At 73.9% G+C, this 22428-nt stretch carries 21 protein-coding genes; 11 read left to right on the top strand and 10 right to left on the bottom strand.

Features of this window, described 5'->3' with window-relative positions; translation table 11 throughout:
• Window positions 1-86: 86 nt before the first annotated feature.
• Window positions 87-3122 carry an excinuclease ABC subunit UvrA gene (gene uvrA, locus IE287_RS20870; RefSeq protein WP_189850643.1) on the bottom strand — a complete coding sequence of 1012 codons (3036 nt, stop codon included), beginning with the start codon at window positions 3120-3122 and terminating at the stop codon, window positions 87-89.
• 198 nt (window positions 3123-3320) lie between these two features.
• On the opposite strand from uvrA, the gene IE287_RS20865 reads away from it, so the two are divergent.
• From IE287_RS20865 to IE287_RS20855, 3 genes are all read left to right on the top strand, one after another.
• A complete protein-coding gene (locus IE287_RS20865) occupies window positions 3321-4010 on the top strand; it encodes a maleylpyruvate isomerase family mycothiol-dependent enzyme (protein ID WP_189850642.1) in 690 nt (229 codons plus the stop codon).
• A 47-nt stretch (window positions 4011-4057) separates the two neighbouring features.
• The gene (locus IE287_RS20860) at window positions 4058-4714 is read left to right on the top strand and encodes an MBL fold metallo-hydrolase (protein WP_189850641.1); all 657 of its coding nucleotides are present in this window, start codon (window positions 4058-4060) and stop codon (window positions 4712-4714) included.
• 143 nt (window positions 4715-4857) lie between these two features.
• Window positions 4858-6159, top strand: coding sequence for an MFS transporter (locus IE287_RS20855; RefSeq protein ID WP_189850640.1), 1302 nt, complete (start codon window positions 4858-4860; stop codon window positions 6157-6159).
• Window positions 6160-6229: 70 nt separating this feature from the next.
• Here the strand turns inward: IE287_RS20855 and IE287_RS20850 are convergent, their stop codons facing one another.
• The 5 genes from IE287_RS20850 to IE287_RS20830 form a co-directional block, all read right to left on the bottom strand.
• A complete protein-coding gene (locus tag IE287_RS20850; protein WP_189850639.1) occupies window positions 6230-7237 on the bottom strand; it encodes a TerC family protein in 1008 nt (335 codons plus the stop codon).
• Between the two features lie 231 nt (window positions 7238-7468).
• A complete protein-coding gene (locus IE287_RS20845; RefSeq protein WP_189850638.1) occupies window positions 7469-9346 on the bottom strand; it encodes a TerD family protein in 1878 nt (625 codons plus the stop codon).
• Between the two features lie 120 nt (window positions 9347-9466).
• Window positions 9467-10045: a TerD family protein gene (locus tag IE287_RS20840; protein WP_189850637.1), complete on the bottom strand. Its 579-nt coding sequence runs from the start codon at window positions 10043-10045 to the stop codon at window positions 9467-9469.
• A 108-nt stretch (window positions 10046-10153) separates the two neighbouring features.
• Window positions 10154-12289 carry an excinuclease ABC subunit UvrB gene (gene uvrB / locus IE287_RS20835; RefSeq protein WP_189850636.1) on the bottom strand — a complete coding sequence of 712 codons (2136 nt, stop codon included), beginning with the start codon at window positions 12287-12289 and terminating at the stop codon, window positions 10154-10156.
• A 71-nt stretch (window positions 12290-12360) separates the two neighbouring features.
• Window positions 12361-13257 carry an MHYT domain-containing protein gene (locus IE287_RS20830; RefSeq protein ID WP_189850635.1) on the bottom strand — a complete coding sequence of 299 codons (897 nt, stop codon included), beginning with the start codon at window positions 13255-13257 and terminating at the stop codon, window positions 12361-12363.
• 280 nt (window positions 13258-13537) lie between these two features.
• On the opposite strand from IE287_RS20830, the gene IE287_RS20825 reads away from it, so the two are divergent.
• Complete coding sequence (locus tag IE287_RS20825) at window positions 13538-14092, top strand: methylated-DNA--[protein]-cysteine S-methyltransferase (protein WP_189850634.1); 555 nt, start codon at window positions 13538-13540, stop codon at window positions 14090-14092.
• 200 nt (window positions 14093-14292) lie between these two features.
• A complete protein-coding gene (locus IE287_RS20820; RefSeq protein ID WP_189850633.1) occupies window positions 14293-15597 on the top strand; it encodes an MFS transporter in 1305 nt (434 codons plus the stop codon).
• Between the two features lie 16 nt (window positions 15598-15613).
• On the opposite strand, the gene IE287_RS20815 is transcribed toward IE287_RS20820, so the two are convergent.
• Window positions 15614-15973 (bottom strand): cupin domain-containing protein, encoded by a 360-nt coding sequence (locus IE287_RS20815; RefSeq protein ID WP_189850632.1) that lies wholly within the window; start codon window positions 15971-15973, stop codon window positions 15614-15616.
• Between the two features lie 287 nt (window positions 15974-16260).
• Here IE287_RS20815 and IE287_RS20810 point away from each other — a divergent pair, with 287 nt between their 5' ends.
• Entirely contained in the window at window positions 16261-17181 is a 921-nt protein-coding gene (locus IE287_RS20810; RefSeq protein WP_189850631.1) for a pseudouridine-5'-phosphate glycosidase, read from the top strand.
• Between the two features lie 34 nt (window positions 17182-17215).
• Window positions 17216-18124 (top strand): carbohydrate kinase family protein, encoded by a 909-nt coding sequence (locus IE287_RS20805; protein WP_189850630.1) that lies wholly within the window; start codon window positions 17216-17218, stop codon window positions 18122-18124.
• On the opposite strand, the gene IE287_RS20800 is transcribed toward IE287_RS20805, so the two are convergent.
• Together IE287_RS20800 and IE287_RS20795 are read right to left on the bottom strand one after the other, a co-directional pair.
• A complete protein-coding gene (locus tag IE287_RS20800) occupies window positions 18116-18763 on the bottom strand; it encodes a nucleoside/nucleotide kinase family protein (protein ID WP_189850629.1) in 648 nt (215 codons plus the stop codon). The two genes, IE287_RS20805 and IE287_RS20800, sit on opposite strands and share 9 nt — an antisense overlap.
• Window positions 18764-18791: 28 nt before the next feature.
• Window positions 18792-19271: a hypothetical protein gene (locus tag IE287_RS20795; protein WP_189850783.1), complete on the bottom strand. Its 480-nt coding sequence runs from the start codon at window positions 19269-19271 to the stop codon at window positions 18792-18794.
• Between the two features lie 44 nt (window positions 19272-19315).
• Here IE287_RS20795 and IE287_RS20790 point away from each other — a divergent pair, with 44 nt between their 5' ends.
• The 4 genes from IE287_RS20790 to IE287_RS20775 all read left to right on the top strand — a co-directional run bounded on the left by IE287_RS20790 (window position 19316) and on the right by IE287_RS20775 (window position 21418).
• Window positions 19316-20056, top strand: a complete 741-nt coding sequence (locus IE287_RS20790) for an SDR family NAD(P)-dependent oxidoreductase (RefSeq protein ID WP_189850628.1) — start codon at window positions 19316-19318, stop codon at window positions 20054-20056.
• 13 nt (window positions 20057-20069) lie between these two features.
• Window positions 20070-20447, top strand: coding sequence for a MerR family transcriptional regulator (locus IE287_RS20785; RefSeq protein ID WP_189850627.1), 378 nt, complete (start codon window positions 20070-20072; stop codon window positions 20445-20447).
• Window positions 20448-20516: 69 nt separating this feature from the next.
• Window positions 20517-20729, top strand: coding sequence for a hypothetical protein (locus IE287_RS20780; protein WP_189850626.1), 213 nt, complete (start codon window positions 20517-20519; stop codon window positions 20727-20729).
• Window positions 20730-20740: 11 nt separating this feature from the next.
• Entirely contained in the window at window positions 20741-21418 is a 678-nt protein-coding gene (locus tag IE287_RS20775) for a DUF2293 domain-containing protein (RefSeq protein WP_189850625.1), read from the top strand.
• A gap of 90 nt (window positions 21419-21508) precedes the next feature.
• On the opposite strand, the gene IE287_RS39295 is transcribed toward IE287_RS20775, so the two are convergent.
• Window positions 21509-22315 (bottom strand): chaplin family protein, encoded by an 807-nt coding sequence (locus tag IE287_RS39295; protein ID WP_189850624.1) that lies wholly within the window; start codon window positions 22313-22315, stop codon window positions 21509-21511.
• Window positions 22316-22428: the final 113 nt, after the last annotated feature.

The raw sequence follows: 22428 nt of genomic DNA, 5'->3' as shown, positions 1-22428 counted from the left end.
ACGACCGCGCCCGGGCCCGCGGGGGCCTGCCCGTGCCGTCCCGCGGGCGCCCCGGGGGGGGCCGCCGGACGGCACGGGCGACGGCGTCACGCCTTGCGGGTGCGGGCCGCCGTCTTCTTGGCCGGGGCCTTCGCCGTCCTGGCCGCCGCGGCCGTCTTCGCGGTGGCGGTCTTCGCGGTGGCCGCCTTCTTGGCGGGGGCCTTCTTCGCCGGGGCCTTCCCGGCCGCCTTCTTCGCCGCCGTGCCGCGCGGCACGGGCACGCCCGCGTCGCTGATCCGGTCGGCGCCGAGGATCTCGCGGAGGAACTTGCCGGTGTGGCTGGCCGGTTCCGAGGCGACCTCCTCGGGGGTGCCCTCGGCGACGACCATGCCTCCGCCGCTGCCGCCCTCGGGACCCATGTCGATGATCCAGTCCGCGGTCTTGATGACGTCGAGGTTGTGCTCGATGACGATCACCGAGTTGCCCTTGTCGACGAGGCCCGAGAGCACCTTGATCAGCTTCGAGATGTCCTCGAAGTGCAGACCGGTGGTCGGCTCGTCCAGCACGTAGACCGTGCGGCCGGTCGACCGCTTCTGGAGCTCGGAGGCGAGCTTGACGCGCTGCGCCTCGCCGCCGGAGAGCGTCGGCGCGGACTGGCCGAGCCGGACGTACCCGAGTCCGACCTCGTTGAGCGTCCGCAGGTGGCGGGCGATCGTGGGGACGGCCTCGAAGAAGCCGAGGGCCTCCTCGATCGGCATGTCCAGGACCTCGGCGATGGACTTGCCCTTGTAGTGGACCTCCAGGGTCTCCCGGTTGTACCGGTCCCCGTGGCAGACCTCGCACGGCACGTAGACGTCCGGGAGGAAGTTCATCTCGATCTTGATGGTGCCGTCGCCGGAGCAGTTCTCGCAGCGGCCTCCCTTGACGTTGAAGGAGAAGCGGCCGGGCAGATAGCCGCGGACCTTCGCCTCCATCGTCTCGGCGAAGAGCTTGCGGACGTGGTCGAAGACGCCGGTGTACGTCGCCGGGTTGGAGCGCGGGGTGCGGCCGATCGGCGACTGGTCGACGTGCACGACCTTGTCGACGAGGTCGTCGCCCTCCACGCGCGTGTGGCGGCCGGGCACCGTCTTGGCGCCGTTCAGCTCGCGCGCCAGGTGGGTGTAGAGGATGTCGTTGACCAGCGTCGACTTGCCGGAGCCCGAGACGCCGGTGACGGCGGTGAGGACGCCCAGCGGGAAGGAGACGTCGATGTCCCGCAGGTTGTTCTCCCGGGCGCCGTGCACGGTGAGCAGCCGGTCGGGGTCGAGGGGGCGGCGGAGCTCCGGGGTGGCGATGGCCCGGCGTCCGGAGAGGTACTGCCCGGTCATCGACTCCTCGTTGGCGAGGAGCTCCTTCAAGGTGCCGGAGTGGACGACCTTGCCGCCGTGCTCGCCGGCGCCGGGGCCGATGTCGACGACCCAGTCGGCGACCTTGATGGTGTCCTCGTCGTGCTCGACGACGATGAGCGTGTTGCCCATGTCGCGGAGGCGGACCAGGGTCTCGATCAGGCGGTGGTTGTCGCGCTGGTGGAGGCCGATGGACGGCTCGTCGAGCACGTAGAGCACGCCGACGAGGCCGGAGCCGATCTGGGTGGCGAGCCGGATGCGCTGCGCCTCGCCGCCGGACAGGGTGCCGGCCGCGCGGTTGAGCGAGAGGTAGTCGAGGCCGACGTCGACGAGGAAGCGCAGCCGCTCGTTGACCTCCTTGAGGACCCGCTCGGCGATCTGCTTGTCGCGGGCGCTGAGGGTCAGGCGGGCGAGGAACTCGGCGCAGTCGCTGATGGACATGGCGGAGACCTCGGCGATGGACCGGTCCATCACGGTGACCGCGAGCACGATCGGCTTGAGGCGGGTGCCGTGGCAGGTCGGGCAGGGCACCTCGCGCATGTAGCCCTCGAAGCGCTCCCGGCTGGAGTCGCTCTCGGCCTCGCCGTGGCGCCGCTTCACGAAGGAGACGGCCCCCTCGAAGGCGGGGCTGGTCCAGGCGCGCTCGCGGCCGTACCGGTTGCGGTAGCGGACCTCGATCTGGGTCTTGTGGCCGTGCATGAGGGCCTTCTTGGCCCTCTGCGGGAGGCCCGCGTAGGGGATGTCGGTGCGGAAGCCGAGGGCCTGGGAGAGCCCGTCGATCATCCGGCCGAAGTACTCCTTGGTGTGGCCGTGGGACCAGGGGTGGATCGCGCCCTCGTCGAGGGACTTCTCCTCGTCGGGGACGACGAGCTCGGGGTCGACCTCCATGCGGGTGCCGATGCCGGTGCAGTCGGGGCAGGCGCCGAAGGGCGAGTTGAAGGAGAAGGAGCGGGGCTCCAGCTCCTCGAAGGAGAGGTCGTCGTACGGGCAGTAGAGGTGCTCCGAGTACATCTTCTCGCGCTCGGGGTCGTCCTCCGCGAGGTCGACGAAGTCGAGCACGACCATGCCGCCGGAGAGCCCGAGGGCGGTCTCGACCGAGTCGGTGAGACGGCGCTTGGCGCTGTCCTTCACGGTGAGGCGGTCGATGACCACCTCGATCGTGTGCTTCTCCTGCTTCTTGAGCGTCGGCGGCTCGCTGAGCTGGATCGTCCGCCCGTCGACCCGGGCACGGCTGTAGCCCTTGGTCTGGAGGTCGGCGAAGAGGTCGACGAACTCGCCCTTGCGCTCGCGCACGAGCGGGGAGAGCACCTGGAAGCGGCTGCCCTCGGGGAGCTCCAGGACCTTGTCGACGATGGCCTGGGGCGACTGGCGGGAGATCGGCCGGCGGCACTCGGGACAGTGCGGCTTGCCGATGCGGGCGAAGAGGAGGCGGAGGTAGTCGTAGACCTCGGTGATGGTGCCGACCGTGGAGCGCGGGTTGCGCGAGGTCGACTTCTGGTCGATGGAGACGGCGGGCGAGAGACCCTCGATGAAGTCCACGTCCGGCTTGTCCATCTGGCCGAGGAACTGCCGCGCGTACGAGGAGAGCGACTCGACGTACCGGCGCTGCCCCTCGGCGAAGATCGTGTCGAACGCGAGGGAGGACTTGCCCGACCCCGAGAGCCCGGTGAAGACGATGAGGGAGTCACGGGGGAGGTCGAGCGAGACGTTCTTGAGGTTGTGCTCGCGCGCGCCACGGACGATGAGACGGTCGGCCACGCCGGTCCGCACCTTTCTTGAGAGAGCGGATGGGAGAGCGGATGTGCCTGAAACACCCGACAAGCGCTCAACAACCAAGGATGCCGGATGCTTCCTCGGTCGCGGTCGCCTCCACCGAGCCTATAGCACGTACATTCGATTTCCGGGGCTCGCCCGCCTGCTTCACCCGAACGAGTGGTCGGCGCTAGGGTCGGCGCCATGATCGATCACGAACGCGACCTCGCCCACCTGCGCGAAGCCACCGAGCGGTTGCTGAACGACGCCGCCTCCTGGGACAACGCGTCCGTCGCCGAGCCGTCACGGCTTCCCGGCTGGACGCGCGGCCACGTCCTCGCCCACGTCGCCCGGAACGCCGACGCCCTGGTGAACGTCCTCCAGGGCCGCCCCATGTACGCGAGCGCCGGGACGCGCGACGCGGACATCGAGCGCGACGCCCCGCGCGACCTGGACGCCCACGTCGCCGACGTGCGCGCGACCGACGCGCGCTTCCGCGAGGTCGCCGCCGCGCCCGCCGACTGGAGCCGCACCGTCGAGCTGCGCAACGGCGTCACCGACAGCGCCTCCCGGATCCCCTTCCGCCGCTGGGTGGAGGTGGCCCTGCACCACGTCGACCTCGGCTGCGGATACGAGCTGGAGGACCTCCCCGAGGAGTTCGTGCTGCGGGAGATCGACTTCCTCACCGAGCGGTTCCACGGCCTGGCGGACCTGCCGCCGGTCGTCCTGCGGGCGAGCGACGGGCGCACCTGGACGACCGGCGGCACCTCCGGCGAGGGCGGCGTCGCGGTCACGGGCACGGCCGTCGAGTTCCTCGGCTGGCTCGCCGGCCGCCGCGACGGCTCGGCGCTCAAGACCGAGGGCGGCCCGCTCCCCCAGCTCCCGCCGCTCTAGACGGTCTTCCCGGGCCCGCTGTCGGCGGGCGGGGCTAGTCTGAGGCCATGACGTACAGCGGAGCGGTGAGGGTGGGCGGTCCGGCCGACGTCCACGAGCTGAAGGACCTGATGATCTCCAAGGTCGCGGTCGGCCCGATGGACAACAACGCGTACCTGCTGCGCTGCCGGGCCACCGGCCGCCAGCTGCTGATCGACGCGGCCAACGACGCGCAGACCCTGCTCACGCTGATCGGTGACGACGGCATCGACGCCGTCGTCACCACCCACCGGCACGGCGACCACTGGCAGGCCCTGGCCGAGGTGGTCGCGGCCACCGGCGCCACCACCTACGCGGGCGCGTACGACGCGGAGGGCGTCCCGGTCGCCACCGACGTCCCGGTGGAGGACGGCGACACGCTCCGCGTGGGCGAGGTCGAGCTCACCGCCCGGCACCTCGTCGGCCACACCCCGGGCTCGATCGCGCTGGTCTACGACGACCCGCACGGCCACCCGCACCTCTTCACCGGCGACTGCCTCTTCCCCGGCGGCGTCGGCAACACCCGGCAGGACCCGGAGGCCTTCGCGAGCCTCCTGGGCGACGTGGAGACCAAGCTCTTCGCCGTGCTGCCGGACGAGACCTGGGTCTACCCCGGCCACGGCAAGGACACCACGCTCGGTGACGAGCGCCCCCACCTCCCGGAGTGGCGCGAGCGCGGCTGGTGAGCCGCCCGGCCCCGAAGCGCCCCCGGTGACCCCGGGGGCGCCTCCGCACGCCCCCGTAACCCGGACGGCGGCCGGGTAGTTGGCGGCTCATGCACCCCCGTCACACTCCGTCGCCGCCGACGGCACGGCCCGCGCCCCCCTCGATGCCCCGGCTCGCCGCCGCCTCGCTCGTCGGCACCGCCATCGAGTTCTTCGACTTCTTCGTCTACGGGACGGCCGCCGCCCTCGTCCTCGGGCCGCTCTTCTTCCCGACCTTCTCCCCGCTCGCCGGAACCCTCGCCGCCTTCGGCACCTTCGCCGTCGGCTTCCTCTCCCGCCCCCTGGGCTCCGTCCTCTTCGGGCACATCGGGGACCGGCACGGGCGCCGGCCGGTGCTCTTCGCCTCCCTGCTGCTCACCGGCTGCGCCACCGTCGCCGTCGGCTGCGTCCCCACGTACGGGTCGATCGGCGTCGCCGCCCCCCTCCTCCTGCTCCTGCTCCGCTTCCTCCAGGGGCTCGGCCTCGGCGGTGAGTGGGGCGGAGCGGTGCTGCTCACCGCCGAGCACGCGCCGCCGCACCGCCGGGCGCTGTGGGCGAGCTTCCCGCAGATCGGCCCGGCGGTCGGCTTCCTCCTGGCGAACGGCGTGATGCTGGCGCTCACCGCGGGGCTGAGCGACGCCGACTTCCGCTCCTGGGGCTGGCGGGTGCCCTTCTGGGCGGCGGGCCTGCTCGCCGCCGGCGGACTGCTGCTGCGCTCCTCGCTGGCCGAGACCCCGCAGTTCGAGGAGCTGTCGGCCACCGGCCGGCGGGCGAGCGCCCCGCTCGCCGAGGTGGCGCGTGGCCACTGGCGGCTCGTCCTGCTGACCGCCGGCGCCCTCGCCGTGGGGTACGCGATCTTCTACACGGTCTCCACCTGGGCGCTGGCCTACGGCACCGAGCGGCTCGGGGTGAGCAGCACGGTGATGCTGGTCTGCGTGATGGCTGCGGTGGCGGTGAAGGGCGCCCTGACGCCCTTCGTGGCCCTGCTCGGCGACCGCTGGGGGCGCAGGCCGCTCTGCCTGGCGGGGTGCGGGGCGGCCGCGGTGTGGATGTTCCCGATGGTGGCGCTGCTGCACACGGGGCGGCCGCTGCTGATGTTCCTGGGCTTCCTGGGGGCGCTGCTGGCCTTCATCACCATGTTCGCGGTGGTCGCCGCGTACCTGCCGGAGCTGTACGAGCCCCGGGTGCGCTGCACGGGCGCGGCGGTGGGCTACAACCTGGCGGGGGTGCTCGGCGGGGCGCTGACGCCGATCGTGGCCACCACGCTGTCCGAGGGCCGTTCGGGTCCGCCGTGGGGCGTGGCGGCCTATCTGACGGGAGTGGCGCTGGTGAGCCTCGTCTGCTTCGCGCTGCTGCCGGAGACGCTGCCGGGACGCCTCGCCGAGGAGACGGGGAAGCCGCGGGAGGCGACCGGGGCGGCCGCCTAGGAGCACACGGACGGCGACGGCCGGCCCGGGCGGGATGCCCGGGCCGGCCGTCGCCGTCGTGCGTGGGGGGTCAGGCCCCGATGCTGTCCTTGCCGCTCTGCTCCGCGGCCTCCGCGGCCGCTGCGGCCTCCTTCTCGGACTGCTTCTTCGAGGCGATCAGGCTGGTGATCGTGGTGATGACCAGTACCGCGCAGATGAAGGCGAGCGAGAAGGGGATGGAGATCTCGGGGACGTGGAGCCCGGACTCGTGCAGGGCGTGCAGCACCAGCTTGACGCCGATGAAGCCGAGGATCACCGACAGGCCGTAGCTGAGGTGGACCAGCTTCTTGAGCAGGCCGCCGATCAGGAAGTACAGCTGGCGCAGACCCATGAGGGCGAAGGCGTTGGCGGTGAAGACGATGTACGGGTCCTGGGTCAGGCCGAAGATCGCCGGGATCGAGTCGAGGGCGAAGAGGATGTCGGTGGTGCCGATGGCGAGCATCACGACCATCAGCGGGGTCATCACCCGCTTGCCGTTGACCCGGACGAAGAGCTTGGTGCCGTGGTAGCGGTCGGCGACGCCGAAGCGCTTCTCGATCGACTTGAGGAGGCGGTTCTCCTCGTAGTCGTCCTCCTCGTCACCGGCGCGCGCCTCCTGGATGAGCTTCCAGGCGGTGTAGATCAGGAACGCGCCGAAGATGTAGAAGACCCAGGAGAAGTTCGCGATGATCGCGGCGCCCGCGGCGATGAAGATCGCGCGCAGCACCAGGGCGATGAGCACGCCCACCATCAGCACGCGCTGCTGGAGGTGGGAGGGGACCGCGAACTTCGCCATGATCAGGACGAAGACGAAGAGGTTGTCGACGCTGAGGGACTTCTCCGTGATGTAACCGGCGAAGAACTCCCCGGACGCCTGGCTGTCGCCCCAGACGAGCAGGCCCAGCCCGAACAGCACGGCGAGGACGATCCAGACGATCGTCCAGATTCCGGCTTCCTTGATCGACACGTCATGGGGCTTGCGCCCGATGAAGAAGTCGACCGCGATCAGGGCACACAGACCGAGAATGGTCAGCACCCACATGGTCATCGAAACGTCCACTGCGCCTCCGGCTTCGTACGGCTACTGATCAGCGTCGTCGCTGCCGGAGGTCTCTTCCACCCGGGGCCGCTCGCGCGACCGCCGGGCCGACGCCCCGGGACCGGATGTCCTTGATCCGTCCGTATTGACGGGTACGCCGCGCATGGGGAGTACTCCCCTCCGCTCGCCAGAGACTACCCGAAGAACCAAGAGAAGGTAAAGGAAAGGGTAAAGAGCGCTCAAAAGAGCAGGTCAGGACAGGTCTCGGCGTCGAGCCTCCGCGACCTGCCCGAGGACCTGCCAGAGCACCGCGCTGCCCGGCGGGACCGTCGGCGGCTCGTACGTCCAGGCGTGGCCGACCCAGGGATCGGCGAGGTGGTCGTCGGGCACCGGCGTGAGCCGCAGCAGCGAGCGCCACAGCGGGTCGAGCACCGGTCCGTACGCGGCGGCGTCCGCCCGGTCCGCGACCATCAGCAGGTGGACGCCGACCGAGGGGCCCTCGTCGGCCAGGTAGCGCAGCCGGGTGACGGCCCGGTCGTCGAAGCCGTGCGGGAAGTCGTGGACGACGAGCAGCCGGCGGGAGGTGTCGAAGCCGGGCGGCAGGTCCTCCGCGGCGTCGCCGCGCACCGCCATCTGGAGCAGGTCCACCCGCTCGGTGAGCTGGGCGAGGACGTCGGTGACCCCGGCCGCGCCGCGGGCCGGCGGGGCGGCGAGGACGCCCGTCTCGACGAGCGGCGCGAAGGCGGCGGCACCGCCGCCGGCCGGGTCGATCACGTGGACGGTGAGGGCGCCGGCCGGGTGGGCGGCGAGCAGCCGGGCGGTGTGCGCGACGGCGCTGTCCAGGGCGAGCCGGCGCAGCTCGGCCCCGTCGAGCAGGCCGGCGGCCGAGGTGCGGCCGGGCCCGGAGTCGATCCAGAGCCCGCGCTCCAGCGGCAGGCGGACGAGGAAGGGGATCCTCAGGCCGCTCCGCTCGGGGAGGTGGAGGTCGCCGAGGCGCACCGCCATCGGGGGCTCCTCCGGGATCCGGTAGGCGTGCCAGACCGGGTTGTCCCAGCGGGCGTAGGCGACGGGCAGGGCCGGTTCGACGACCTCGGACTCGGCGGCGAGCTGCGCGAGGTCCCGGTCGAGGACCTCCTGGGCCCGCCCCATGAGCTCCTCGTGGGTGGCCCGGGCGGCGGCCCTGGCGGCGTCGCCCGCGCCCCCGACGCGGGCGCCCGGATCGGCGAGCACCTGGTCGATGGCGCGGTCGAGGCGGTGGTCGGCGAAGTCCCGGGCGCTGCGGTAGGCGGCGACGCTCCGGGCCAGGTCCTCGAACATGCCCCACACCTGGTTGTAGAGCCGCTCGTCCATGGTCCAGCCGCCGGCGTCCCCGGCGACGGGGGCCGGCCGCGACTCGGCGCCCTCGGCCGGCGGCCCGGGCGACGGGGGCGGTACGGCTCCGGGGGCGGCGACCGGGGCGGGCCCGGGGGCGGCGGCCCTGGGGGTCTCGCGGCGGCTCGGGTGGGTGTAGCTGATGGTGGTGGTGGCGGAGTCGGCCGGGCTCGTCTCGGGGACCAGCGGCGACGGCGCCGGGAGGTCCGCGGGCGGCACGACCGCGCCCAGGACGGTGGCGGCGAGGTCGGCGGCGGCCGGGGCGCCCTGGTCGGCGAGGAGGTCGGCGAGCCCGCCCTCGTACCCCTGGCCGACGGCGCGGACCTTCCAGGCTCCCTGGCGGCGGTAGAGCTCCAGGGCCACGACGGCGGACTCCCGGTCGAGGCCGGTGATGGTGTACGTGGCGACGGCGGCGCCCGCCGGGTCGGCGACGGAGACGAAGGGGGCGGCCGCGGTGCCGAAGCGGGCGGGGCCCGTGGCGCCCGGCGGCAGGGCGAGGAGGAGGGAGAGCCGGTGCACGGTCTCCGGGAGCGCCGCGAGGTCCACGGCGATGCGGTGCTCGGCCGCGGCCTGCCCGGGCACCTCGACGCCCGGCCGCACGGGGGCGCCGGGGTGGACGATCCACTCGGCGCCCGGGACGTGGCCCCGCTCGTCGGCGAGGGTGGCCCCGGCGACGACGGGGTGTCCGGCGGACACCCGGAGTTCGAGTCGGGTGTCGGGCAGGGGGTGGTTCTGCCCCCGGACCAGCTCGGCCGTCATCTGGACTCTGTTTCCCCTCGGCGCTTCAAGTCGGTCATGCGGGACAGCTCCCGGCGGGCCCGTGCCCGTCGGGAGCTGTGGTTCGGCGGCGGGGCCGTGGAGGCGGCCCCGCGGGGCCGCCTACAGGTGCGGCAGGATCGCCGGCATCAGGTCCTGGAAGGTGCGGCCGTTGGCCGCGCTGCCCAGGGCGGTCATCTGCCAGCCGGAGCCGGCCCGGTGGACCTTCGCCATGATCTGCGCGGTGTACTGGCCGCCGCCGTCGAGGGTGTAGCGCGCGAGCTCCTGGCCGTTCGTCTCGTCGACGAGCCGGCAGAAGGCGTTCTGCACCTCCTGGAAGGTCTGGCCGGTGAAGGAGTTCACCGTGAAGACGATCTGGTCGATGTGGACGGGCACCCGCTGGAGGTCGACGAGGATGGCCTCGTCGTCGCCGCCCTGGCCCACGCCGCCCACCAGGTTGTCCCCGGTGTGGCGGACGGAGCCGTCGTCGCTGACCAGGTGACGGAAGAAGACCACGTCCACCGGCTGCTTCTCGGCGAACAGCACCGCGGAGGCGTCCAGGTCGATCTCGCGGGTGCGCGAGCCGAAGAGCCCCCGGCGCGGCGCGGCCTGCCAGCCGAGTCCCATCCGCACCTGGGTCAGGCTGCCGCCACCCTGCTTCTCCAGGCTGATGGCCTGCCCCTTGGTCATGTTGACCGTCACGCGCTGCCCCTCTCGTCGTTGTGGCAGCACCCTACGCAGGGCCACTGACAACGTGCCGCGTGCGGCCCGGTTTTGTGTCGGTCTTGCAACACACCGGGCCGCCACGGGTCACGCCAGTCCCGCCTCCTTCATCTGGCGCAGTTCCTTCTTCAGCTCGGAGACCTCGTCGCGGAGCCGGGCGGCCACCTCGAACTGCAGCTCGGCGGCGGCGGCGCGCATGCGCTCCGTCATCTCCTCGATGACCGCGGCCAGTTCGGTGGCGGGCCGGTCGCCCAGCTCCAGCGTCGAGCCGCCCTTGGCGCCCTTGCCCGCCTTCGGGGCGTGCGCGGCGAGCGAGGGCACCGGGGACTTGGCGCCCTTGCCGTCCTTGCCCTGCCGGTAACCGGTGCCCAGCAGCTGCTCGGTGTCGACCTCCTCGCGCGCGATGGTGGCGACGATGTCGTTGATCTTCTTGCGGAGCGGCTGGGGGTCGATCCCGTGCTCCTTGTTGTAGGCGACCTGCTTCTCGCGGCGCCGGTTGGTCTCGTCGATCGCCTGCGCCATGGCGGGGGTGACGGTGTCGGCGTACATGTGGACCTGGCCCGACACGTTCCGCGCGGCGCGGCCGATCGTCTGGATGAGGGAGGTCCCGGAGCGCAGGAAGCCCTGCTTGTCGGCGTCGAGGATGGCGACGAGCGAGACCTCGGGGAGGTCGAGTCCCTCGCGGAGGAGGTTGATGCCCACGAGGACGTCGTACTCGCCGGAGCGCAGCTCGCGCAGCAGCTCGATGCGGCGCAGGGTGTCGACGTCGCTGTGGAGGTAGCGGACCTGGATGCCGAGCTCCAGGAAGTAGTCGGTGAGGTCCTCGGCCATCTTCTTGGTGAGGGTGGTGACGAGGACCCGCTCGTCCCGCTCGGTGCGCACCCGGATCTCGTGGACCAGGTCGTCGATCTGGCCCTCGGTGGGCTTGACGACGACCTCGGGGTCGACGAGGCCGGTGGGGCGGATGATCTGCTCGACGAAGCCGTCCGAGCGGGACAGCTCGTAGGTGCCCGGGGTGGCGGAGAGGTAGACGGTCTGGCCGATCCGCTTCTGGAACTCCTCCCACTTCAGCGGGCGGTTGTCGAGGGCGGAGGGGAGCCGGAAGCCGTGGTCGACCAGGGTCCGCTTGCGGGAGGCGTCGCCCTCGTACATGGCGCCGATCTGGGGCACGGTGACGTGCGACTCGTCGATGACGAGGAGGAAGTCCTCGGGGAAGTAGTCGAGGAGGGTGTTGGGCGGGGAGCCGGGCTCGCGTCCGTCGAAGTGCATCGAGTAGTTCTCGATGCCGGAGCAGGAGCCGATCTGGCGCATCATCTCGATGTCGTAGGTGGTGCGCATGCGGAGCCGCTGGGCCTCCAGCATCCGGCCCTGCTTCTCCAGCTCCTTGAGCCGCCCGTCGAGCTCGCGCTCGATGTCGTTGACCGCCCGCTCCATGCGCTCGGGGCCGGCGACGTAGTGGCTGGCGGGGAAGACGTACAGCTGCTGGTCTTCGCTGATGATCTCGCCGGTCAGCGGGTGCAGGGTGGAGAGCGCCTCGATCTCGTCGCCGAACATCTCGATGCGGACGGCGAGCTCCTCGTACACGGGGAAGATCTCGATGGTGTCGCCGCGGACCCGGAAGGTGCCGCGGGTGAACGCGAGGTCGTTGCGCGTGTACTGGATGTCGACGAAGCGGCGGAGCAGCTGGTCGCGGTCGATCTCGTCGCCGACCTTGAGCGGGACCATGCGGTCCACGTACTCCTGCGGGGTGCCGAGGCCGTAGATGCAGGAGACGGAGGCGACCACGACCACGTCCCGGCGGGTGAGCAGCGAGTTGGTCGCGGAGTGGCGCAGCCGCTCGACCTCCTCGTTGATCGAGGAGTCCTTCTCGATGTAGGTGTCCGACTGCGGGACGTACGCCTCGGGCTGGTAGTAGTCGTAGTACGAGACGAAGTACTCGACGGCGTTGTTCGGCAGGAGCTCGCGGAACTCGTTCGCCAGCTGGGCGGCCAGGGTCTTGTTCGGCGCCATCACCAGGGTGGGGCGCTGGAGCTTCTCGATCATCCAGGCCGTGGTGGCCGACTTGCCGGTGCCGGTGGCGCCGAGCAGGACGACGTCCTTCTCCCCGGCGCGGATGCGCCGGTCGAGCTCGGCGATGGCCGCCGGCTGGTCGCCGCTCGGCTGGAAGGGGGAGACGACCTCGAAGGGCGCCACCGAACGTTCGATCTTGGAAACGGGCCGCATGCCACCACCGTACGACCCGCCACCGACAGTCGGGGGGCGATCGCCGCGCGGCCGGGGCGCGGCGGCCGGTGTCACCAGTCCTGCGAGCGGTGCCCGCCGCGCGGGGCGGAGCGGCGGAAACCGCGTCCGGCCGGGCGGGCGGTCCAGTTCGCGGGCTCGCCGTAGCTGGGCACGTGCCGGGGGGCGGGGACGCCGGGACGGTACGGGGAGCGGGCCGGGGTCCGCTGCCAGTCGGGGTCGCCCATGACGAGCAGCGGGTCGAACATGACGACGACGGCGGCCAGGATGAGGAAGACGGCGGGGCCGATCAGCATGGGCAGCAGCAGCGAGCCGGCGGAGGCCGCGGTGCCGGCGGCCGGGGTGGCGTGCAGGTGGACGCTGACGGCCGCCATGGCGGTGTAGTGCATGCCGCTGACGGCGACGCCCATGACGAGGCTGGCGCCCAGGCTGGCGAGGAAGCCGTGGACGGAGACCGCCGCCCAGAGGGCGGTCGTGGCGGCGACGACGGCGATGACCACGGAGAGGGCGACGGTGAGGGTGTCGTACTCGATCCGGCCCGGCAGCCGCATCCCGGCCATGCCGAGGTAGTGCATGGTGGCGACGCCGAGGCCGGTGATGGTGCCGCCGGTGACCAGGGTCAGCGCGGTCGCTCCGCGGTAGCCGACGATGAAGATGCCGATGCCCACCATGACGACGGCGACGGCCAGGCTGGCGAAGGTGATCGGCCGGTCGTAATCGATCGGCGCCTGCTGGACCGAGAAGCCCATCATGGCGATGAAGTGCATGGTCCAGATGCCGGTGCCTATGGAGGTGGAGCCGAGCGCGAGCCAGCCCGCCTTGAAGGAGTCCCGGTGGCGCAGCGAGCGGGTCGTGCATCTCAGTCCCAGGGCACCGCCGAGGCAGGCCATGAGAAAGGCCGCCACAGGCGTGACGAGCCCGTAGCTGAATCCGTCGACCGTGCCCTGCATGAGCGTGTGCCCTCCCACCCCTGGCGCATCACGTCCGAAAACAGTCGGTACCGCTGGGTAGTACTACCGGGGCGAGATTATGGCCCGTGGCGGGCCCCGCGGGCACCTGACCGGGGATTTTCCGGTCGCGAGACCGGAGCGAGACCGGTCCGTGATCTCCGGGGGGCGTCGCGCCGCCGGATCGCCGCCGAACGGCCGTTCTGGCCGGAGGACGCCGGTGCGGCGGGTCGGCGGTTCCGCGCCGGTCCGGGGTGTCGGCGCCGGGTCGTACGGTGAGGGCATGGACATCGAGGACGGGCCCCGGGGCGTGACCGTCGAATGGGCGGTCGTGGCGAGCGGCATCGGCCCGCTCTTCCTGGCGGCCACCGGGCGCGGGCTGGTGCGGGTCGAGTTCCACGCGGGCGCGGGGCGCGCGGAGCGGATGCCCGAGCGGCTCGCCGGGCAGCTGGGCGCCGAGGCCGTCGGGCGCTCCACGGGGCTGCTCGCCGAGCCGCTGCGGCAGCTGGAGCGGTACTTCGCGGGCGCGCTCCACGCCTTCGACCTGCCGCTGGACTGGTCGCTGACGACCGGCTTCAACCGTCAGGTGCTGCGCGAGCTGGCCACCGGCGTCCCGTACGGGACGGTGGTGGGGTACGGCGAGCTGGCGCGGCGGGTCGGGCAGCCGGGGGCGGCGCAGGCGGTGGGCGCGGCGATGGGTGCCAATCCGCTGCCGGTGGTGGTGCCGTGCCACCGCGTGGTGGAGAGCGACGGCGGCCTGGGGGGCTTCGGCGGGGGCCTGGAGACGAAGCGGCGGCTGCTGGCGCTGGAGGGGGTCCTGCCGGAACCGCTGTTCTGACGGACGAGGGCGGGGCCGGGCGGGCGAGGGCGGGGCCGGGCGGACGCGTGGGGCCGGGCGGACGAGGCCGGGGCCGGGCGGCTTCCGAGGCGCGTGGGGCCGGTGAAGCAGGTGCAGGTACTGCCGGCCGGCCTCGGGGGCCGGGGCGGACGGCCTCCCCGGGCGTTCCCATCGGACGGGTGTGCTGACACACTCCGGTAGTGACCGAAACGCCCGACGCCCCTGACACCGCCCTGTCCGGAAGGACGACCGCCACGGTCGTCCCGGCCGCCCTGCCGCAGCTGCGCCGGCGGGTCCAGGCCGTGCTCGTCACCACCCAGATCCTCGGCGGTCTCGGCATCGCCATCGGAGTCGCGCTCGCCGCCGTCCTGGCCACCGAGGTGAGCGGTACGGACGCGCTGGCCGGGCTCGCCTCGACGGCGACGGTCGCCGGACCCGCGCTGCTCGCGATGCCGCTGGCGGCGCTGATGGCACGGCGCGGCCGGCGGGCCGGTCTGGTGCTCGCCTATCTGCTGGGGGCGCTCGGGGCGGGGGTCGCGGTGCTCGGCGCGGTCCTGGGCAGTTTCCCGGTGCTGCTGGTGGGACTGGTGGGCTTCGGGGCGGGCTCCTCGGCCAATCTCGCGGCCCGGTTCGCCGCGGCCGACCTGGCGCGGCCGGACCGGCGGGCGCGGGCCATCTCGACGGTCGTGTGGGCGACCACGATCGGCGCGGTCCTCGGCCCGAACATCGCGGCGCCGGCCGGACGGAGCGTCTCCGGCCTCGGGATACCCGTGGCGGCGGGCCCGTTCCTGTGGGCCGCGGGGGTGTTCGTCGTCTCGGCGCTGGTGGTGGCCCTGCTGCTGCGGCCCGATCCGCTGCTGACGGCGCGGGCGCTGGCCGCCGCGGAGGAGGGGGACGGGGCGGCGGACCGGCCGGAGAACCGGTCGCTGCGGGCCGGGCTGCGGGCGGTCCGGGAGTCGCCGCAGGCACGGATCGCCCTGGTCACGGTGGCCGCCTCGCACGCCGTGATGGTGTCGATCATGTCGATGACGCCGGTGGCGCTCACCCACCACGGAGCGGGCATCGAGCTGATCGGGCTCGTGATCAGCGTGCACATCGCGGGCATGTACGCCTTCTCGCCCGTGATGGGCTGGCTCGCGGACCGGCTCGGCCGGCTCGCGGTGATCGGCCTCGCGGTCGCGCTGCTGGGCATCGCGGCGCTGCTCGCGGGGACCGCGGGGGCGAGCCACGCCCGGGTCACGGCCGGGCTGTTCGTCCTGGGACTGGGCTGGTCGGCCGGTCTGGTCTCGGGCTCGGCGCTGCTGACGGACTCGGTGCCGCAGGCGGCGCGCGCCGCCGTCCAGGGCCTGTCGGACACGGTGATGAACGCGGCGGCGGGCATCGGAGGTCTGCTGGCCGGAGTGATCGTCTCCCAGGCGGGGTACGGGGCGCTCAACGCGGTCGCCGCCTGCCTGCTGCTGCCGATGGCCGCCCTGGCCCTGCGGGGCGTGCTCCGCAGGGCCTGAGCCGCCGGCCCGGGGGTCAGGGCAGGGTGATGTGGTACGCCTTGCGCAGGGTCTCGTGGACGGTCCAGGTGGTCCGGTCGCCCTCGCGCAGCACGCAGGCGTCGCCGGGCCCGATCTCCAGCGTGGCGCCGCCCTCGACGGCGACGGTGGCCCGGCCGCTGACGACGACGAAGAGCTCGTTGGCCTCGGTGTCGGTCACGACGCCGGGGGTGATCTGCCAGATGCCGCGCAGCTGCTTCCCGTCGGCGGACTCCCACAGCACCTTGCCGGACACCTCGGGGGTGCCGGACACGATCTGACCGGGGTCGAGCGGGTCGGCTTCGAGCTCCGCGTCGGGGATGTGGACGGCGAAGGAGGGGAGGTCGTGAGTCGTCATGGCCGGTGACTGTAGCCGGGTCCTGGAGCGGCGGGTGACGTCGGGACCGACGGAACGAATCCCTCCGTTCACCGCCCTGACCAGGCACGTTGCCCTCCCCGTCGAGGACGACGGATTCCGCAGCGGCCCCTTGCCCGCCGCTGCGGCGGGGTCGGGCGCGGAGCGGCCCCCGCCGCCGGACGACCGGAAACCGAATCCGTACCCCACTCGCACCCCCGTGCGAAAGGGGGGTGGCGGGGGATCGCCAGGGGTGTTTGCGGGGTGGGTGGTCGCGCCAGAAATGGACCATGACCACGACCACACTGGTGTCCGAAGAGGTACGGCAGGCGCTCCGCGAGGGCCGGCCCGTCGTCGCCCTCGAATCGACGATCATCGCGCACGGCCTGCCGCGCCCGCGGAATCTGGCCGTGGCCGTGGAGCTGGAGGAGTCGGTCCGCTCCCTCGGCGCCGTACCCGCCACGATCGCCGTCGTCGACGGGGTCGCCCGGATCGGCCTCGACCCGGCGGGCCTGACCCGGATCGCCGAGGACCCGTCGGTGCGCAAGCTCGGCCACCGGGACCTGGCCCCGGCGCTCGCCACCGGCGCCACCGGGGCGACCACGGTCTCGGCGACGGCACGGCTCGCCGACGCGGCGGGCATCCGGGTCTTCGCCACCGGAGGCCTCGGCGGGGTCCACCGCGAATGGCGCGAGACCCAGGACGAGTCCGCCGACCTGCGGCTGCTCGCCGATGTCGGCGTCACCGTGGTCTGCTCGGGCGTGAAGTCCATCCTCGACGTCCCGGCGACGCTCCAGCGCCTGGAGACCCTGGGCGTGACGGTCGCCGGGTACGGCACGGCGACCTTCCCCGGCTTCTACCTCTCCTCCTCCGGGGAGCCCGTCGACTGGACGCTCCACAGCCCGGCCGAGGTCGCCGCGGTCATACGGGCCCGGGAGGCCCTCGGGCGCCCCTGGTCGGCCCTGGTCGTGGCCCATCCGGTGCCGGAGGCGGAGCAGCTGGACCCGGCGCTGCACGACCGGGTGCTGGCACGCGGCCTCGCCGAGCTCGGGGAGAAGGGGATCACCGGACAGGCGGTGACGCCCTTCCTCCTGGAGTACCTGACCACGCACACGGACGGCGCCTCCCTGGAGGCCAACCTGGCGGCGGTGCGGGGCAACGTCCGGCTCGCGGCGCGGATCGCGGGGGCGTACGCCGAGGGCGCGCGGTGACCCGGCCGGGGCGGGGGGACGGGGAGCCGGGCGGATGAGCCGGACCGGAGCGCTGCTGGTCGTCGGGGACGTCGTCACGGACGTGGTGGCCCGCCACCGCGCCCCGCTCGCGCCGGCGACGGACACGGCGGCCGCGATCCGCACCCTGCCCGGCGGCGCGGGGGCCAACGCGGCCTGCTGGGCGGCCCGTTCGGGCCACGGGGACGTGCGGATGCTCGGCCGGGTGGGCGCCGAGTCGGCCGGCTGGCACGAGCGGGCCCTGACGGCCGCGGGCGTCCGCCCCCTGCTCGTGACCGACCCCGACGCCCCGACGGGCACCGTGATAGCCCTGGTGGACGCGGCGGCGGAGCGCACCTTCCTGACCGACGGCGGCGCCGTGCTGCGCCTGTGCCCCGCCGACTGGTCGGCCGGACTGCTGGACGGTGTGGCGGCGCTCCATCTCTCCGGCTATCTGTTCTTCGCCCCGTCGAGCCGGGCGGCGGCGCTCCTCGCCCTGCGGGACGCCCGGGCCGCCGGGGTCCCGGTGAGCGTCGACCCGGCCTCGGCGGGCTTCCTGGCCCGGCTGGGACCGGAGCGGTTCCTCCGCGCCGTGGCGGGCGTGTCCCTGCTGCTGCCCAACGCGGACGAGGCCCGGCTGCTCACCGGCGCGCCGGACGCGGAGACGGCGGCCGGGGAACTGAGCCGGCGGGTGCCGCTGGTGGTGGTGACGCTGGGCGCGGCCGGCGCCCTGGTGGCCGAGGCCGGGGCGGTCACCGCGCGGGTGCCGGCCCCTCCCGTGGCACCGGAGCTGCGGGTGGACTCGACGGGCGCGGGCGACGCCTTCACCGGCGCCTTCCTCGCCGCGCGGCTCGCCGGCGCGGACCCGGCGCGGGCGGCCGGAGCGGGGTGCGCGGCGGGCGCCGAGGCGGTGACGCGGGTGGGCGGCCGGCCGCCGTCAGTCTGAGCCGAGCCCCCCGAGCCCGGTCCAGGCCGGATGCCGCGGATCGTCGGCCCGGACGACGACGTCGGCGGTCCCGGCCGGGTCGGTCTCCGTCTCGTACCGGGCGAAGGCGGGCAGGGTCCAGCTCTCCTCGGCGCGCCGGGCGAGGGCGGCCGGCGAGAGCCGCAGATGGACGGTCAGGTCGAAGGGGAACCAGTGCCCGAGGAGGAACGGCCCGTGCACCACCAGCACGCCGCCGGGCGGCAGCGTCACATAGGGGGTGCGGGTCGCGCGGTCCTTCACCGGGTCCCACAGGTCGGGCAGGATCCGCCCGTCGCCCCCGGGCTCCAGCGGGGTGAACACCTCCCGCCACAGGGCGCCGGTGTCGGTCCAGCCGTCGTAGTAGGAGTCGGGGTCCCGCCTGCCGTGCTCGTACCGCAGCGACGCGGGCCGCAGGAAGCCGCCGGTGTCGACGACCCGCACGGGGCGACCGCGGTCCCGGAGCTGCTCCGCGAGCAGCTCGGCCAGCTCCTCGGCCCGGGCGGCCGGGGCGCCGTCGAGGACGATCCTCAGCCGGTCGCCGCCGTCGCCGGGCACGAGCCCGTCCACGTGCTTCGCCAGCCGTCCGGCCATCCGGCCCCAGGTGATCGCCTCGTATCGCATCCCGCCCATTCTGCCCTGCGCCGGCCGCTCACGGCCGGGCCGGGCCGTCCTCCTCAGGCCCGCGCAGCTCCGCCCCGAGGCGCCCGGCGACGGCCGCCGCGACCGCGAGCGGCTCCTCCCACGCCACTTCCTGCCACTGGGCGAGCGCCGCCCGCTCCCCCGCCCCGCCCAGGGCGTCCAGGACCAGGATCCGGCCCCAGCTGTCCTCGTCCCACTCCAGCTCCAGGGCGAGGACCGGCCATCCCAGCCCCTCCGCATGCGCGGTGAGCGTCTCCGCATCCCGGAGCGGCGGCGGCACGAGCCGGTCGGCCAGGATCTCCCCCCGTACGTGGACGAGGTCGAGGCACGCGTACAGCCCGGGGCGCGGACACAGCCCGGCCTCCAGCACCTCCCGGACCGCCAGGAGGCGGGCCCGCCGCACGACATGGGCGTCGACCCGCTCCCGTACCGTCCACGGCAGGGCGGCCCACAGCTCGGGGGGCGGGAGGGAACGGCCGTCGTGGGTCATGGGCTTGACCTTGCCACTGGCGTCACGGTTCCACCATCGGATTCATGAGCAGCACAGCCACCGCAGTCACTGTTTCCGACACCACCGCCTCCCCCCGGGTCGTCCTCGTCACCGGGGCGGGCACCGGCATCGGCCGGGCCACCGCGCGGGCCTTCGCCCGGCAGGGCGCGACCGTGGTCGCCGTCGGCCGCCGGTCCGATCCCCTGCGGGAGACCGCCGCCGAGGACCCCGTCGCGATCCACCCCCACCCGGCCGACATCACCGCCGAGGGCGTGCCCGAGGAGCTCGTCGGGGCCGTGCTCGCCGGCGGCGGCCCCCTCGGCACCCTCGACCGGGCCCGGATCGCACCCCTCCTGGAGACGAACCTGATCGCGCCCGTGCTCCTCGCCCAGGCCGCCGTCCCCGCGCTCCGCACCTCCCGGAGCGTGGTCGTGAACGTGACGACGGCGATCGGGCAGCGGGGCTGGCCGAGCAGTTCGGTCTACCCGGCGACCAAGAGCGCCCTGGAGACCCTGACCCGCTGCTGGGCGGTCGAACTCGCGCCCGCCGGGATCCGGGTGGTGGCGGTCGCCCCCGGCGCGATCGAGACGCCGATCGCCGACCACATGGGCCTGACGCCGGAACAGCGACGGGAGATACGGGCCTGGCAGGCGGCGCACACCCCGCTCGGCCGGATCGGCCGGGCCGAGGAGGTCGCCTGGGCGGTCGCCGCGCTCGCCGCGCCCGAGGCCGCCTTCCTCACCGGGACCGTGCTCCCGGTCGACGGGGGCGCGCTGGTCGCGTGATGCGACTGGGCGGGTGCGCATCGGTGAACTGGCCCGCAGGACGGGCGCGTCGGCGCGGTCCCTGCGCCACTACGAGCAGGCGGGGCTCACCGCCTCGGACCGGGCGGCCAACGGCTACCGGGTGTACGGGGAGGGCGCGGTCGTCCGCGTCGCGAACATCCGCCACCTCCTCGACGCCGGGCTCACCCTCGACGACGTGGCGGCCTTCCGCTCCTGCCTCGACGGGGACCTCCCGTCGGTGCGGCCGTCCCCCCGCGGCCTGGAGATCGCCCGCGAGCGGCTCGCGGTGCTCGACGCGCGGATCGCGGCCCAGACGGCGGCCCGGGACCGCCTGCCCTCGGCGCTCGCCGCCCTGCGGGCCGGTGACGCAACCGCCCCCGGAATGTCATGATCTGACGGCACGAAGGACCTTCGGACCTTCGGAGCTTCGGGGACGGCGGTACGGGAGGGGCGACCGGTCATGGACGCGGCGCTGACAGCGGTGGCGGACACGCTCCTCGGCGTGATCGCCCCCCACGGGTTCCGGGGACGGACGCCCCTGCGCACGGCGGTCTCCGTGGAGGCCCACCGCCGGCACGCGGCGGTCGGCGCCGAGGACCGCGCCCACCGCTCCGAGCAGGCCGAGGAGGCCCTCCCCCGGCTCCTCGCCGCCGCCGCGCCCGGACTGCGCTGAGGACGGCGGCCGTGGACCTCGTCGCCCCCGTCGTCGTCGAGCCGCTGCGCCGCCGCCGCTGCTCGGAGTGCCGGCGGGGCCCTCTGGAACGCATGATCGTGGAGTACGGCCGGCCGGTCTGCCTGGACTGCGCCGACCTCGGTCACCTGGTCTTCCTGCGCCGGGGCGACACCGCGCTCACCCGGCGCGCCCGGGAGCGGAGCGCCCTGTGGGCGGTGGTCGTCCGCCACAACCGGCGCCGCACCCGGTACGAGCGGCAGGGGCTGCTCGTCGAGGAGGCCGCCCTCGCGCGGGCCGAGGAGGCCTGCCTCGCCGACGCGGAGGCCCGGGCCCGGCGGCGGGCCCGGGACGCGGAGCGGCGCGCGGTGCGGGACGCCGGGATCACGGAGGCCCTGCGGGCGGAGATCCTGCTGCTCTTCCCCGCGATGCCGCCGGAGCGGGCGGCCGAGATCGCCGCGCACGCCTCGGCGAAGGGCAGCGGCCGGGTCGGCAGGACCGCCGCCGGACGCGCCCTGGACCGGGGCGCCGTGACGGCCGCGGTCCGCGCCTCGGTACGTCACGTGGACACGCCGTACGACAGCCTGCTGATGAGCGGTGTCCCCCGCCACCAGGCCCGCACCCGGGTCGGTCCCGCCATCGACACGGTCCTGCGGACCTGGCGCGCGGACACGCGGACGCGCCCGGCGTGAGGGACACGACGGGCGCGGAAGGGCTCCGCCGGGCGGACCGCTGACGGCTCGGGCGTCAGCGGGCCCGCTCCCGGCGCGGCGGGTCCGGGGTCAGACCTGGTCGGCCGCGCGGCGGGCGCGACGGTACATCAGCGCGCCGCCGAGGAGGAGCGCGGCGCTGCCCGCGGCGGCGTAGCCCATGCTCTCGCTGCCGGTGGCGGCGAGCGCCACGGTGCTGGTCTCGCCCTGCGGCGCGGGGGCAGGGGCGGGGACCGCCGGCTTCTCCTGCTCCGCGACCGGCTTCGGAGGCACGTTGCGCACGGGGGTCTGCGGGCGCGGGGTCGGGATCTCGACCTGCGGCTCCTCGGGGGTGCTCGGGGCGTTGACCCCGGTGTTGCCGACGGCCGGGTTGCCGACGCCCACGACGTTGACCGAGTTGCCGACGACGTTGACCGGCAGGTCGATCGGGAGCTGGAGGCCGTTGCCGGACAGCACGCCCGGGGATCCCTCGGCGTGGCTCTCGGCGGTGGCGCCACCGCCGTTGGCCGCGCTGCCGCCGGTCTCGCCGCCGGCGTGACCGCCGCGGGTGTCGGTCTGCTCGCCGCCGCGCGGGGTCACGGCCTCGTCCTTGTGGGTGCGGCCGGGACCGCCGTCCCGGGACTCCCCGGCCGGGGCGGAGATGTTGGCACACCTGTTGCCCATGGCCGGGTTGAGCAGCCCGACCACGTTGACCGTGTTGCCGCAGAGGTTGACCGGTACGTGGACCGGCAGCTGGATCGTGTTGCCGGAGCCGACTCCCGGGGAGCCGACCGCCGCGCCCTCGGCACCCGAGTCCGCGTGGGCGGCACCCGCCGACAGCGCGAGCGCACCACCCGTGACCAACAGTGTGGCCAGACCACTTCGGCGCATCTGCCTCATGGCTTCCTGCCTTCCGGAGTTGCACGGGCAAGTGCCCGTACCGGAATAAACGCGGCGAACGCGATTGCCGGATCCGGCCCCCGGCGGGTTTCACTCCTTCGAGGGAGGCGCCG

The sequence above is a fragment of the Streptomyces omiyaensis genome, from assembly GCF_014650895.1.
Lineage (GTDB): Bacteria > Actinomycetota > Actinomycetes > Streptomycetales > Streptomycetaceae > Streptomyces > Streptomyces omiyaensis.
This window is presented reverse-complemented; position numbering and strand designations above follow the sequence as displayed.